General features: G+C 42.1%; 13 protein-coding genes. 12 read left to right on the top strand and 1 reads right to left on the bottom strand.

What is annotated here, in order from left to right; all coding sequences use genetic code 11:
• The first annotated feature begins 64 nt into the window (after positions 1 to 64).
• The 12 genes from L4D20_RS05640 (at position 65) to L4D20_RS05585 (ending at position 12,532) form a co-directional block, all read left to right on the top strand.
• Positions 65 to 640 (top strand): TRAP transporter small permease, encoded by a 576-nt coding sequence (locus L4D20_RS05640; RefSeq protein WP_428800563.1) that lies wholly within the window; start codon positions 65 to 67, stop codon positions 638 to 640.
• Complete coding sequence (locus L4D20_RS05635) at positions 637 to 1,920, top strand: TRAP transporter large permease (RefSeq protein WP_428800562.1); 1,284 nt, start codon at positions 637 to 639, stop codon at positions 1,918 to 1,920. The genes L4D20_RS05640 and L4D20_RS05635 overlap by 4 nt, the downstream gene beginning before the upstream one ends.
• Positions 1,921 to 1,938: 18 nt before the next feature.
• Positions 1,939 to 2,946 carry a 4-hydroxythreonine-4-phosphate dehydrogenase PdxA gene (locus tag L4D20_RS05630; RefSeq protein WP_428800561.1) on the top strand — a complete coding sequence of 336 codons (1,008 nt, stop codon included), beginning with the start codon at positions 1,939 to 1,941 and terminating at the stop codon, positions 2,944 to 2,946.
• 35 nt (positions 2,947 to 2,981) lie between these two features.
• The gene (locus L4D20_RS05625; protein ID WP_428800560.1) at positions 2,982 to 3,983 is read left to right on the top strand and encodes a dihydroxyacetone kinase subunit DhaK; all 1,002 of its coding nucleotides are present in this window, start codon (positions 2,982 to 2,984) and stop codon (positions 3,981 to 3,983) included.
• A 2-nt stretch (positions 3,984 to 3,985) separates the two neighbouring features.
• The gene (gene dhaL / locus L4D20_RS05620) at positions 3,986 to 4,618 is read left to right on the top strand and encodes a dihydroxyacetone kinase subunit DhaL (protein WP_428800559.1); all 633 of its coding nucleotides are present in this window, start codon (positions 3,986 to 3,988) and stop codon (positions 4,616 to 4,618) included.
• Positions 4,615 to 5,391: a triose-phosphate isomerase gene (locus L4D20_RS05615; RefSeq protein WP_428800558.1), complete on the top strand. Its 777-nt coding sequence runs from the start codon at positions 4,615 to 4,617 to the stop codon at positions 5,389 to 5,391. The genes dhaL and L4D20_RS05615 overlap by 4 nt, the downstream gene beginning before the upstream one ends.
• Positions 5,392 to 5,522: 131 nt before the next feature.
• A complete protein-coding gene (locus tag L4D20_RS05610) occupies positions 5,523 to 6,368 on the top strand; it encodes a sugar phosphate isomerase/epimerase family protein (protein ID WP_428800557.1) in 846 nt (281 codons plus the stop codon).
• Positions 6,369 to 6,450: 82 nt separating this feature from the next.
• Positions 6,451 to 7,560, top strand: coding sequence for a bifunctional 3,4-dihydroxy-2-butanone-4-phosphate synthase/GTP cyclohydrolase II (ribBA, locus tag L4D20_RS05605; protein WP_428800556.1), 1,110 nt, complete (start codon positions 6,451 to 6,453; stop codon positions 7,558 to 7,560).
• Positions 7,561 to 7,802: 242 nt separating this feature from the next.
• The gene (locus L4D20_RS05600) at positions 7,803 to 9,032 is read left to right on the top strand and encodes a M20/M25/M40 family metallo-hydrolase (RefSeq protein ID WP_428800555.1); all 1,230 of its coding nucleotides are present in this window, start codon (positions 7,803 to 7,805) and stop codon (positions 9,030 to 9,032) included.
• A gap of 456 nt (positions 9,033 to 9,488) precedes the next feature.
• A complete protein-coding gene (locus L4D20_RS05595; protein ID WP_428800554.1) occupies positions 9,489 to 10,751 on the top strand; it encodes a Rid family hydrolase in 1,263 nt (420 codons plus the stop codon).
• Positions 10,752 to 11,263: 512 nt separating this feature from the next.
• Positions 11,264 to 11,599: a hypothetical protein gene (locus tag L4D20_RS05590; protein ID WP_428800553.1), complete on the top strand. Its 336-nt coding sequence runs from the start codon at positions 11,264 to 11,266 to the stop codon at positions 11,597 to 11,599.
• A 255-nt stretch (positions 11,600 to 11,854) separates the two neighbouring features.
• Positions 11,855 to 12,532 carry a hypothetical protein gene (locus L4D20_RS05585; protein ID WP_428800552.1) on the top strand — a complete coding sequence of 226 codons (678 nt, stop codon included), beginning with the start codon at positions 11,855 to 11,857 and terminating at the stop codon, positions 12,530 to 12,532.
• Positions 12,533 to 12,715: 183 nt separating this feature from the next.
• Here the strand turns inward: L4D20_RS05585 and L4D20_RS05580 are convergent, their stop codons facing one another.
• Positions 12,716 to 14,431, bottom strand: a complete 1,716-nt coding sequence (locus tag L4D20_RS05580) for an RluA family pseudouridine synthase (protein WP_428800551.1) — start codon at positions 14,429 to 14,431, stop codon at positions 12,716 to 12,718.
• Positions 14,432 to 14,761 lie beyond the last annotated feature (330 nt).

Here is a 14,761-nt window from a genome sequence, read left to right as displayed (position 1 = left end):
CATCGTCCTCACAGCTTGCTAGACAGAGCAAGCTGTGATTTTTTCTGTAATTTTGCGAGGGGTTATGATGTCTTTTCTTGCTGGCATAAATACCATTTCAAATATGTTAGAAAAAGTCCTTATCGCTATATCTATGACGATACTGCTTTCTCTTAGCGCCATCATTATTGTGGCGGTTTTTTCCCGTTTTAGCGGGGCTTCATTGTATTGGTATGATGAAGTTTCTGCAATTCTATTGGCTTGGCTAACCTTCTACGGTTCGGCGTTGTGTGCGTTAAAGCGTGCACATATGGGCTTTGGCGGCTTAGTCGCAAAAATGACCCCAGTGGCTAGAAAATCTATTTTCATACTCAGCGAAGTCATCGTTATTGGTTTCTTTGTTGTGATTGCATGGGCTAGCTATTACATCCTTCAAATCTTTGGTGATGAAACCCTCACCAGTCTTGATTTTATTACATTAGCATTTGCTCAATCTGCACTCCCGATTGGTGCTGTTTTATTTGTGATCGCGCAGTTGTGTTCGCTCCCTCAAGCTTGGGCTTTGGTCTGTAAAGGTTCGACTCGTGAAGAAGAAGAGATTGAAGAAGCGATACGTGATGCCAAGGAAGAGATGAAAGAAGTTATGGAGGCTGTGAAATGAGTGCATTAATCGTTTTAGCTTGTTTGATCGGATTGGTGATGATCAATGTACCAATCGGTGTTGCTATTGGTGCTGTCGCCGTTGTCGGAATGGTACTTACTTCAGACATGGATGCTATCTACAACGCGGCCTTAGCCATGTTTGAAGGCGGGTCTAAATTTACTCTATTGTCGATTCCACTGTTTGTTTTTGCGGGTGCATTAATGAATACGGGTGGTATTTCGCTTCGCCTTATCAATTTCGTAAACTCGATTGTTGGTTTCGTACGCGGTGGCCTGTCTATGGTTAACGTCGGCGTTTCAATGATCTTTGCTGAGATTTCAGGCTCTGCGGTTGCGGATGTTGCGGCGCTAGGCTCAATCTTGATTCCTGCGATGAAAAAACGTGGTTATTCAGGTAGCTTTTCTGCTGCGGTAACGTCGTCATCTGCATCCCTTGCCGTCATCATTCCTCCTTCTTTGCCTCTAATTATTTACGGTGCGATGGCCGATGTTTCTATTTCTCAACTCTTTGTTGCAGGTATTTTGTCTGGATTGTTAGGCGCAGCAGGTATGTTTGGCGTGTGTTACTACTACGCGGTGAAATACGATCTACCCCGTGAAGAGTCGTTTAGCTTACGTAAATTATGGTCTTCTTTTAAAGACGCTTTTTGGGCTCTGACACTTCCAGTTGCGATTCTTGGCGGCATCATGTCTGGCTTTATGACGGCAACAGAAGCGGCGGGTATCGCAGTTCTTCTAGCGCTGGTTATCAGTGTCTTCATTTACCGAGAAATGGATCTGAAGCTGTTCTACAAAGCAGCACTTGAAGGTGTTACGGGTACATCGGTTGTTATGTTACTTGTCGCGACTTCTGCAGTACTGGGTTTGTTCCTTACCGAGCAAGAAGTACCGCAGGCGATGGCAGCAGGTATCTTAAGTATTTCTGAAAACAAATACGTTGTACTGATGATGCTAAACATCATGCTACTTATTGTCGGTATCTTCCTACACGGCGCAGCAGCAATCATCTTAACGGTACCTATTGTTCTTCCACTTATTCATGAGCTAGGCATCGACCCGATTCACTTTGGCATCATGCTGGCGCTTAACATCTCTATTGGTCAACAAACACCGCCAGTAGCGAGTGTATTAATCACGGCATGTTCTATTGCGAAACGTGATATCTGGCAAGTAACCAAAGTCAATGTTCTCTTTATTGGTGTGTTGTTCGTAGTACTTCTACTAGCGACATATGTTCCAGCGCTGTCTGTTGGATTCGTAGATTATGTATACAACTAACGTACAAGGATTTTAATAATGACTAAACCAACTATTGCTCTCGTATTAGGCGACCCTTCAGGCATCGGCCCAGAGGTTGCAGCAAAAGTACTAAATCAACAGTCGAGTCGTGAACTTAGCAATATTCTGATCATTGCTGATGAGTGCGAGCTACGAAAAGGGATGGACATCGCACAGGTATCGTTTGAATACGATGTGGTAGAGCGATTTGAAGACGCGAATTTTGAGTCAGGCAAGCCAGTACTGCTGAAGTTCACAAGCTCTCATACGACCCCTATCGAATATGGCGTGGCAACAGAGCAGGGTGGAACGTACGTACTTGAAACTTTAAAGATCGCCGTCGACTTAACTCTAGCGCACAAAACACACGGTATTTGCTTTGCACCATTGAATAAGCAAGCGATGCATATAGCTGGGCTTCAACACCGTGACGAGCTTTCATGGTTTGCAGAACTGACAGGCTTTAAAGGGTTCGGTTGTGAAATCAACGTTGTTGATGACATTTGGGCTGGGCGTGTAACGTCTCATATCCCATTTAAAAACGTGGTCGATAATCTAACCGTTAATACGGTATTAGAAACCATTGAGCTGATGAACAATACATTGAAATCTGCTGGGTTTGAAGAGCCTAAAATTGCCGTTCAAGCACTTAACCCACACGGCGGTGAAGGCGGCTTGTTTGGTGACGAAGAGATCGTAACTATTTCTCCTGCAATTGAAAAAGCTAAGCAAAAAGGGATTCAAGCGTGTGGTCCATTCCCTGGTGACACGACTATGTGGGCGGTTGAAAAACAGAACTTAAACGCGATTGTTTCTATGTATCACGATCAAGGCGCCATTGCTTTAAAAATGATGGGCTTTGACCGCGGTGTTACGGTGCAAGGCGGTATTCCAATTCCTATCGCAACAGCGAACCATGGATCAGCATTTGATATCTACGGGAAAAATATCGCTTCTATTCCGGCAATGGAAAATGCACTGAAACTGACCGTTAAGATGGCGAATAGCTATCAGAAGAACGCTTAACTAACTGAATAGACGAGATATTAATGGTGAACGCAATGAGAAAGCCTAAGAAGTTAATTAATGATCCAATGAATGTCGCGAAAGAGCAATTTGAAGGCATGCTAGCGGCAATGAGCGGAAAACTGGAAGGTCTACCGGGCATTACTGCTGCCATTCGTACCGATTACCCAAGTAACAAGGTAGCGATATTAACGGGCGGTGGCAGTGGTCACGAACCATTGTTCGCAGGTTATGTCGGTAAAGGTTTGGCTGATGCTGCCGCGTTAGGCGATATATTTGCTGCGCCGCCCCCGAACGTTATTTTACAAACGACTGAAGCGGTCAATAACGATAAAGGCGTTATCTATATCTACGGTAACTACGCTGGCGATAACATGAACTTCGATATTGCGGCTGAGCTTGCCGATGATGACGATATCAAAACGCACACCATTCGTGTTTGGGATGATGTTGCTTCTGCGCCTATCGAGAAGATTCAAGAGCGACGTGGTACAGCAGGCGACCTATATGTCCTTAAAATAGCGGGTGCTGCTTCAGAAAAATACGACGACTTCGACAAAATCGTCGAGGTGACAGAGCGTGCACGTGATTACACTCGCTCAATGGGTGTTGCCCTTTCTGCTGGGTCTGTACCTCAAACTAATACCTTCAACTTTGAGCTGCCTGATGACGAACTTGAAATCGGAATGGGTCTTCACGGCGAACCGGGCGTATCTAGAGAGAAAATGCAATCTGCTGATGCCGTTGTCGAGAAGTTGGTGGAGCAATTGTGTCTAGATTTACCGTATCAAGCGAATGATGAAGTGTGTTTGCTGGTGAATAACCTTGGCGCTTCAACGTATATGGAACTGCTAATAGCGACGCGTCAAGCTCACAAATTACTGGCTGAGAAAGGCATTAAAATTCACGACACTCTTGTCGGAAATTACTGCACCTCTCAAGAGATGTCTGGTTACTCATTAACGCTTCTCAAGCTTGATGACGAGCTAAAAGAATTGTACGACTTACCGTGTGAATCACTTGCATTAAGGAAATAGAAATGGACGCATTAACAGCAAAAAATATGATGACTCATGTAGCCCATAAAATGGTGGCAAGTGAGCCGGTATTAACCAAATTTGACCAAACAATTGGCGATGGCGATCACGGCATTGGCATGGAGCGTGGTTTCAAGGCCGTAGCCGAGTTATTGGAAAGTGATTATGAGCCGCAAGACGTAAGTAAATTATTGCTGAAAATAGGTTCAACCATGATGGCTACGATGGGCGGTGCTTCAGGCGCTATCTTCGGTACGCTGTTTCGTTCTGGTGCAAAGGCGATTAAAGGCGCTACGGTTCTAGACACACCTACATTGGCGACTTTCTTAGCAGCAGGTCTGCACGCTGTTTATGAGCGTGGTGGTGCCAAACCGGGTGACAAGACCATGATTGATGCACTTGTTGCAGCGGTTAAAGAGTCTGAGAAGCACACTGGTGATCTTAGCGATACATTGCCTGCCATCGTTAAAGCCGCGCACCAAGGCGTTGAAGCGACCAAAGATATGATTGCAACAACAGGTAAAGCGAAAACGTTGGGCGAGCGTTCATTAGGTCACCCAGATCCAGGTGCGGTATCCATGGCGTTTATCCTTGAGTTTATGTGTGAATTTGCGACTGAGCAGGTAGCCGCATGAAAAAACTCTGGGTAGGCACCAGTTGGAAGATGAATAAAGACAGTGAATCTGCGCAGGCTTGGGCAAGCGCAGTTTTACCGAGAGTAAACAAGCTTCATCCCCAACTTCAACCATTTGTTATTCCACCATTCCCGTATATCTCTGCGGTGAGTAGTGCTTTAGATGCCAGTGTCATGAAAGTGGGGGCACAGAACATGTGCTGGCAAGATGAGGGGGCTTTCACCGGAGAAATATCACCACTCATGCTCAAAGACTGTGGGGCGAGTATTGTTGAGATTGGTCACTCAGAACGTAGAGCTCAATTCGGCGAAACCGATGAAACCGTTAATCTTAAGGTTCATTCTGCATTAAGGCACGGTTTAACGCCTTTAGTGTGTGTGGGCGACAGTGGAAAAGAGAAGCGTTGGGGCGTCTCTCGTGAAGCGGTCTTAAAGCAGGTTAAGATAGCGTTATACGAAGTGCCTGACCATCAAGTTCCTCAAGTCATCATCGCTTATGAGCCGATCTGGGCGATTGGAGAAAATGGTATTCCGGCCACCTCCCAAGAAGCCGAATCGATGCATTTTGCGATTCGACGTGAACTCAGAGAATTGTATGGTGCTGATTTGGCAGATGCTATCACGCTTTTGTATGGCGGAAGCGTTAACTTAGATAATGCATCTAACCTGCTGGACCAACCCAACATTGATGGTGTGTTCGTTGGTCGAACCGCTTGGAACGCATCGGGTTATGTTCAGTTACTTGAAATAGCGAATAGTAAATTTAACAGTTAGTCCTGTCGTCAATCACACGACCTGTGAAAACAGAGTGTGATTGGCTTTTTTTATTCGATACCAATTTGTATTTCAATTATTTACATATAAAAGTATTTCGAGATAGATACCGCTTATTAAGGATTTTAGCGATGAGTATTTTAGATAGATTGGCGATCAATACCGCAATATTTGACGGTCACGAATTAAAAACGTCTCTAAAAATTATCAAATCATTGGGTGTTAACAAGGTCGAGTTTGCATTCAATCAGGGCTACGTCGGCCAGCTTGACAGTGATATGTTTTCAGCCAATCACGCGCAATATCTCTACGCACTGATGGAAAAAGAAGGTTTACACTCAGACGCCCTTGGTTGCACGATGAACCTGGCTTCACCTGACGCACTTGAAGAGTTCAAAATGCGTATTAGTTTTGCGCAAAAGTTGGGGGTGAAGTATCTAAACACGTGTACAGGCTCAATTGCTGAGCGCCAAACAATCGTGAACAATTTGAAGGTATTAGCGCCTTATGCAGAAGTGCATGGTTGTGTTATCTGTATTGAAAATGGTGGAGACCACAATTTCAACGCATTTGCGAGTGCTGATGATGGTATCCGTATTTTGTCTGAAGTCGCACACCCAGCCTTGGCACTCAATTTTGATCCGGGTAACTCCGTGTCGCTCGTCCCCAATTTAAGCCCAAGCGAAGAAGCGAAAATCGCCATGCCATTTTGTCAGCACTTTCATGTGAAAGATGTGCAAGTTCATGACGATAAGTTTACTTTTCCAGCGCTAGGAGAGGGCATTGTTAACTTCAAAGGAATAGTTTCGTCACTTAATCAAAGAGATATTTCTTTTAGTATAGAGAAGCCACTTCGTATGTATCGCCGTAAAGATTCATTTCCGATCCGTGGTCGTTCACCAGAAAGCATTCAAGACATTTCAGCGGTTCTCACTCAAAGTATCGCATTCATCGAACAACTGGCTGAAGGCGCTTAATCGCCTGTTTAAAGAGTACTAATCACGGTTAAATAAGACGGTGTTTGGGCTTTAGTCACCGAAAAGAATAGGTAAAAGAATCATGGCAATTAGCAATATTAAAGAAGTTATTGAAGATTACCGACAAGGTAAGATGGTTATCTTGATGGACGATGAAGATCGTGAAAATGAAGGCGATATCATGATGGCAGCGGAACATGTCACTGCGCAAGATATCAACTTTATGGCAACACACGGTCGCGGGTTGATTTGTTTGACCATGACCAAGCAGCGTTGTAACGATCTACAACTTTTCCCTATGGTACAAAATCCAACAGAACCTTGGGCAACAGCATTTACGGTTTCAATTGAAGCCGCAGAAGGTGTCACTACTGGTATATCAGCGGAAGATCGCGCCGTGACAGTTCAAGCAGCCGTCGCAAAGCAAGCGACGCCATTAGATTTGGTGCAGCCGGGACATATATTTCCATTAGCAGCAAAAGATGGCGGGGTGTTAGTACGCGCAGGACATACGGAAGCGGGTTGTGATTTGGCCCGCCTTGCAGGGTTTGAACCGGCTTCGGTCATCGTAGAGATTCTAAATGAAGATGGCACAATGGCGCGTCGTCCACAATTGGAAGTCTTTGCTGAAAAGCATGGAATTAAACTGGGTACGATTGCTGATCTTATCGAGTATAGAAACAATACTGAAACAACGATTGAACGTATTGCGCAGTGTAAGCTACCGACTGAATTTGGTGAGTTTAACATGGTGACCTATCGCGATACGGTGGATAACCAAATACACTATGCTCTGCAAAAAGGTGATGTTTCAACAGGTCCAACGAATGTCCGTGTTCACTTGCAAGATACTTTCACTGATATTTTGCATTCTCAACGTGAGCAATCGCCCTCATGGTCACTTCAATCTGCGATGGAAAAAATCGCCAGTGATAACGGAGTGCTAGTGATTCTAGGTCATGAAGAGAAGAGCGATTCGGTTATCAATCGTGTGAAATATTTTGAAGCGCTAGATAACGGCCAAAGCACTTCACCGAAGAAGAAGCTGCACACTTCTCGTCAAGTTGGAGTTGGTTCTCAGATCTTAGCTGACTTGGGAGTAAGGAAGATGAACCTACTTTCATCGGCTAGCAAAAAGTACCACGCTCTTTCTGGATTTGGTTTGGAAGTGGTCGATTATATTGAAAACTAGTAACTAATACATGACGTTTAAACTCAAAAAGGGCTGCATTATGCGGCTCTTTTTATTTTGGTTGGTTCTAATCAAATAGGATCAATTCAACGCTTATTACGCCACAATAAATTCACACGATGATTGAATTAACGGTTTCATATCAAATTGTTGTAGCTCAAATTACTCTATGATAACGGGCTGAAGTTATTGGGCGCAGTCATTAGCTCAGTAGAAGTTGAAAATGGATTGTAGAGTAGCCAATGAGCACAGAAAGCAGTAGCAGCCAGCTAGATCAGGTTTGGAATTCACCAATGCCTCAAGATCAATTTGAGTTTATGTCAACGGTATTGGCATCGCCTTCACCAATCGGATTTGAAGCGGCGATGAGCTATGGAGTCATAAAGCCTGAGTTCGAATCTTTCATGCCAAAAAGCTGGGGTATCCACCAGTTTAAAGCCAACGCAAGTCTAGTATTTGATTCTCACCCGGGTCGTGACGATCTTACCAGCGTAATGATTGTTGGTCATGCCGATAAAATCCGCATGCAAGTACGTAAAATAGATAGCGATGGAAAAGTGTGGATCAACACGGACTCTTTTTTACCAACCACTTTGATTGGGCATGAAGTTAAAGTCTTTTGCCAAGACCCAAATAAAGTCGGATCGTATAAGGTTATTGATGGCTGTACGGTTGAAGCGTTAGGTGCCATTCATTTCTCAAGCCCTTCTCAGCGAACGGGTAAAGAGGGCATCAAACCTGAATCTATTTATCTAGAGCTGCACATGCATGGTGATGACCGTAAAGCCCAAGTTGAAGCTCTTGGCTTGCGTGCTGGCGATCCTATCTTACTGGATCGCCCAATTAAGCGTGGCGTAGCGGCAGATACTTTCTACGGTGCCTATCTTGATAATGGTTTAGGTTGTTTCTCTGTAACTGAAATAGCCCGTACGTTAGCCAACGAAAATTTAGAAAATGTTCGAGTGTTGTATACCATTGCAACCCATGAAGAGATTGGCCGTTTTGGTTCAACACAGTTGGTCGGAGAGCTAAAGCCTGATGTTCTGATTGCAACAGACGTTAATCATGACTATGAAGCGGCCCCTGGAATTGGAAGCCGTAACATGAACCCTTTGAAGATGGGTAACGGCTTTACGATTGGTCGCGGTTCAGTTGCCTCTGAGTTTTTAGTTCAAACACTAGAAAACGTGTGTCGAGAGAAGGATATCCCGTATCAACTCGACTTTTCTGGTCGTGATATGGGAACCGATGGGATGGCGGCAGCTCTTGCTGGGGTTGATAGTGCAGCTATTACTATTGGTTATCCTATTCGTAATATGCATACTTCATCTGAATCGGCGCATACCGGTGATCTATTAGCGTCAATCGAAGGTATTACGGAATTGTTGCGTCATTTCGACGAACTAAACAATGGCACAGGAATGACACAAGATGATCTTAAAAATAGTCATATCCGACTAGATAACCTGTAATCTAGCTTACAAACATTTGTTACACACCAAGAGTGCCCTTCATAGGCACTCTTTTTTATCTATATAAATAATTTATGCACTCAAATCAGCATAAATAGCGAGTCAATATCGCTGCATAGAGACTTTACGCTAGAATATTGTGAAGCGAGTATCAATATAGAGATAAATTAGTCTATGTATCAATATTATTCGTTGGGATTATATTCACTATAAAAGAATTATTTGTAAATCAAGTATCAAATTAAGCTTTGATTTACCGAAAAGGTTGGATAATTAATCTCTATGTGACTATTTATCCTGTTCTTAGGGTGTCTTTAGTGAAATGATATTACGATGCGCATCACACTTGATAGAAAATAATTAACTTATTATGACGCTGATTTAATCATTCTTTAAAATATAATATGCTCTTTAATTAGTGCGTATTTCTATACAATATAAAAGGATAGTGTCGATATGAGTAGCGTTATAATTAAGAACTCAAGAAATACGGAGAATGCGCCAATATGCTTGCTCTCTACACAGTCAGTTGCATTTTCTCATTATAATAATATTTCGGCCCAACTTCCTATAGACCCGAAAAGTGGCCAAATCGTTGTTGGTGGGTTAAAAAAGCAGATAGATCAGTGCTTAACCAATATTAAAGCAATTGTCGAAAGTGTCGATCATGTTATGGACGATGTGGTCAAAATTAATGTTTTCCTTAAGAGTATCTCAGACATAGATACGGTTGAGGAAGTATACGCATCATTCTTCCCAAATCACTTACCTACGCGAACAATCGTGGCGATCGCTGCGTTGCCTATGAGCGACGCACTAGTCCAAATTGATGCAGTGATTTCGAATGGCGAAGGCACGACACCACAAGCGCCTTGTGACTTAATTAAACTATCAAAAAATACAGAAAATGCACCGTTGAATGCAATGTCAACACACTCAGTTGCCTTCTCTCACTATAACAATATTTCTGCTCAACTGCCTATCGACCCAAAAACTAATGCGATTGTAGAAGGTGGAATCGAGAAGCAAACGAAACAGTGCTTAACAAACACCAAAGCAATTTTGGAAAGTATTGACGTTCCGTTTGATGATATCGTTAAACTTAATGTTTACGTTAAAGATCTTACTGATATTGAAGCTGTAAACAAAGCTTATACTACATTCTTCCCTGATTCAGCTATTGCTAGAACAGTAGGATATATGCCTGCTCGAACCACGGCTGTCGTGTCAGATCTTCCGATGAATGCGTTAGTGCAAATTGACGCTGTTGTTTCACACGGTGATGGGACACCACCTCAAGCGGTTGAAGATAGACATGGTATTGTTATCCGAGCGAATAATACAGATAACGCCCCAATTAATCCGTTACACACACAAACTGTCGCTTTTTCCCATTACAATCACATCGCCGCTCAGTTGCCAGTAAAACCAGCCACTAATGAACTTGTCGAAGGTGGAATAAATGAACAAACTAGACAATGTTTAGAAAATATTAAAGCGATTGTGGAAAGTGTTGGTCATGTTATGGATGACACAGTAAAAATAAATATTCAGCTTAGAGATATCACAGATATTGGCGCTGTAAATGATATTTACACGACGTATTTTAATAATAAACTACCAGCAAGAACAGTTATCGGTGTGTCTGATATACCGATGAATGCTTTGTTACAAATCGATGCTATTATTTCCAATGCTGAAGGTACGCCACCGAAGTGAAAATGATAACAAGTTAATAACTACGACACTGTGACGTTAGTGTGATTTATTATTTATGTTATAAGATGTAAATAATGTTAATTTATTAATAATATAGAGCCGCTTTGTTGCGGTTCTTTTTATTTCATCATTAAATTAGTCTACTAGATGTATTTCGATTAATGAGCGTAGGAGTGAACATTAGACTTAAGTCACCATTGATCCTCGACGTTAGGTATCTGTACGATCTGAGAGAAACTAATTATTTATCTGATTTTGACATAAGAATGTTAACTTCAACTATAAATGTTCCCCATTGTAGTTTTCTATACAATACCAACGCTATCTTATTCATAATCTAGTCGGGTTCTTCTATGAGTCACTTTCTTCTTATCCCTATATTTTTGCTTTTTACTTATCTAGGTCTGCATATACCAAAGTTAAGTTTAGAATGGATAGGCATATCAAGCCATCGATCAATTATCACACACAGTTTGCTTATTCCTACAATGCTATTGCTCATCAAGTCAAATGTGACTAAGCCCATCGTGGCAGGGTTGTGTATCGGAGTAAGCATATACTTAGCAATGGATATGGCATCAGCTATTCGCGGGCATGCTTTAATACGTGTTCCATTTCTTACTCAGCTTTCTGTTAGTGGGTGGATTTCTTTAGCTTGGTTAGGGCTGAACTCTGCGCTTGGTCTATATATGGCGGTTCGGTTAACGACATTCCATAAACTGATTGTTCCGAGTGTGTTTGCATGCACATCGGTAGCGTATGCATTCTATTTCCATTACAGCTTGGTCGTATTAATTCCCTGTCTTCTAATTATGGTTGTTTGCTATCGAAAACCGTTACTGAGTTAATTGCGGTTGTGTGGACCTAAACAAATGAGCTATTGCGAAAGGCGGGTGAAAGAAATTTTGGTCTATAAACTAGTTTGTAAGGCGTAGATGCGATACCTCGACCTAAGTATTGATATGTAATTCGGTCACCAAACCCTCATAACTTGCTTACTTCACTTGATTTCCTGATTTCTAGCTTCCACGATGTGACTAACTAATAGACGGAAATGTGCTACAAAGCGCTAGTTTCTTTTTTAGATACTCTAGGAGCAACAAGTGAAACTTCAAAAATTAGGCGGAATAGCCGCGTTAATCGAAGCATTGGCCTACATTGTAGGTTTTGCTGTGCTAATTACCTTCTTGTCTCCGGAAGACGCGGCGACGATGTCACGCATTGAGAGATTAACTTTTGAGGTGGAAAATCTTTTAATACTGCAATTGTGGTACTTGTTTATATATGTGGTTTTTGGAATTGTCCTCGTGGTTCTCGCAACTGCGTTACATGAGCATTTGAAATCACATTCACCTTCTACGATTAATATTGCCTCTGTTCTTGCATTTATCTGGTCAGGCATGGTTATTTCTAGTGGGATGATTGCGAGTATTGGCCTAGGTAATGTAGCTCAAATTCTTGAAGCAGACCCTAAGCAAGCGCTCTATATATGGGAAGTGTTAGGAATATTACAAGATGCGATTGGTGGTGGTGTAGAAGTTGTTGGAGGTATTTGGGTTCTACTAATTAGCTGGGTTGCGATAAGGCATTCAGTATTATCTAAAGCAGTGAATTACGTTGGTTTAGTCGTTGGTTGTGCGGGTCTATTAACTATCATTCCCGCCTTCACTGACTTAGGTGCAATTTTTGGATTAGGACAAATTGCATGGTTTGTTTTGCTTGGTATTTATATGCTTCGTGATGTAAATAACTCTGCGACAGAGAGTTTTACCCCGCAATAGAAGTGTATGCGATTCGCTGATAATGAGTTGATGGTATTTCAACATTGCTTGTCCTAGAAGAAGACAAGTAACGAACAAAGTAATCAGAAGAAGTCTCATTAAGTATGATGAAACTTCTTCTCACAACGCCACTCTTGGCACTTATACACGTTGATGTGCTCAGATTTATAGCCATACAGTTAATCAAAACTCTGCAGGCACTTCAAACTCTATTTCTTGATTGGTCACTGGGTGGAGGAGTTTCAAATAACCCGCATGTAAATGCAATCGATCGTCTTTAAAACCATACAAATCATCGCCAACAATTGGCGTGTTTAAACCGGCTTGATGAGCACAGTGAACCCTTAGCTGATGGGTTCGGCCTGTTTTAGGGTATAAATGCACTCTGGTGCGGCTATTTTCTGTTGAGATCACCTGATAGCGAGTTTCTGCTGATCGCCCGTTTTTATGGTGGACCATTTGCCTTGGTCTATCTTCCATATCACCTTGTAGAGGGAGTTTTATCACTCCCATCTCATGTTCAACATTCCCTTCAAGCAAGGCGGTGTAACGTTTCTCAACAGTGCGTTCAATAAACTGTCGTTGGACATGTTTATTCGTCTCAGCGGTCAAGGTGAAAACAAGTAGGCCAGATGTCGACATGTCTAGACGATGCACAAGCAATGGACCTGTTGCGTTTGGGTAACGCTTTTGAATGCGTGCAAGAACAGAATCACTGATGTATTTACCTGAGACCGATAGGAATTCAGCGGGCTTATTCACGACGACAAGAGCATCGTCTTCATATACAAACTCTAATTCTTTATCTAATGAAGGAGTTTGCTCAAGCGGACTTTTATCTGTATCTATTCCTTGTAGCATGTACTCGATGATCTCAAAGCACTTACTTTGGCAAACAGGGTAGAGGTTTTTATGCTGACGGATTTGATCGTATGGTGATGCGCCCCACCAAAATTCGCCGAGCGCTAAAGGTGTATAACCAAATTGAAACGCTGATTGTAATAGCTTAGTTAAGTTCTCTTCGCTCGACTGCGCTATAGGTATTTGTGCTTTATCAGAGTCTTGTGAATTAAATAGGTCATGTAAGCTTTTTGACTGACCGAGCTGATTTAAGAATCGACAAGACTTCTGTTTATGGGTTTCTAGAGATTTAGATAAAAGGTCACAAGCAACTTTCTGAGCACTGATCACTGCCAAATGTGTATCGACTTGGTTTGAGATGTCGATAACTGTTTGCTTCCATTTCTGTTTTAGTGACTTAAAAGCTCTTTTTTCATGACTAGATTGATTGCCAAGATCTTTAATTCTCTGATTTAGTTCCTGGCGTTCAATTTCTGAAATTAAATTAGAGGCTAGCTTGGATTCAGCTTGATTCCGTAGCTGTTTTCGATTTTCTTTGTTTTGTGTTATTTGGGCTTGAAAACGACTAATTTCAACATCGGCCTGCTTATTGGATGTTAGTAGGCTTAACTTTAAAGTTTTGAATTCCTTCTTGTTTTCTAAGGTTTTGATGTGGAATTTTTTATCTTTTATCTCGGCTTCTTTGAGTGATATCTCAGAGTTTAAATTCGTATGATGACAAATGTTATTAACAAAAGAATCTGGAGTACTTGCGGCGGTTTTGGCATTAGATAGATAACCAGCAAATGATGATAGATAGCCAAGCTCGCCTTGTTCCGTTTGTACGACTAGAACTGCAAACATTTTCCCTTCGCATGAGAAATCATGTTGCCAGTCATTTTGTGTTTCTAAGTACTGTTGAAGCTCCTCAATTGCTGCCAAAGCAAGCGGGTGAGGTGAATAATAATATGGAAAGGTAAAGCGTGTAGGCAGTTCTAAGTGATCTATATCTGCAGAGAAGGGGGTTAGCTTTGAGCGCTTATTCATTGATTGCATCATCTTAGAGTTTAGTCATTTATAGACAAATTATGGACAGCTATTTCATAGAATTGCATTTTAACTGCGGAAACTAGGAGTGTACAGATTTCTAACGCACCGTGGTATTTCTCTATAACCGAAATACAAGTATCGTAATTAGACATCAGAGCACAGGAGCACAGCAGTTTACATTGTAAATAGATCGAAAAAAGATCTTTTGGATCATGCAGAGTGAGGGAGCAGTTAAGCGGTTTGTAATAGCAGTGATTAAAGAAAAAAACGCCGCGTCCTTGCGGCGTTTTTACTCCGGCGGCCAAACCGAAAATCGGTAACACTTTCTAAGTGTAGGAG

Source organism: Vibrio kyushuensis (genome assembly GCF_050337325.1).
Classification (GTDB): Bacteria; Pseudomonadota; Gammaproteobacteria; order Enterobacterales; family Vibrionaceae; genus Vibrio; species Vibrio kyushuensis.
This window is presented reverse-complemented; position numbering and strand designations above follow the sequence as displayed.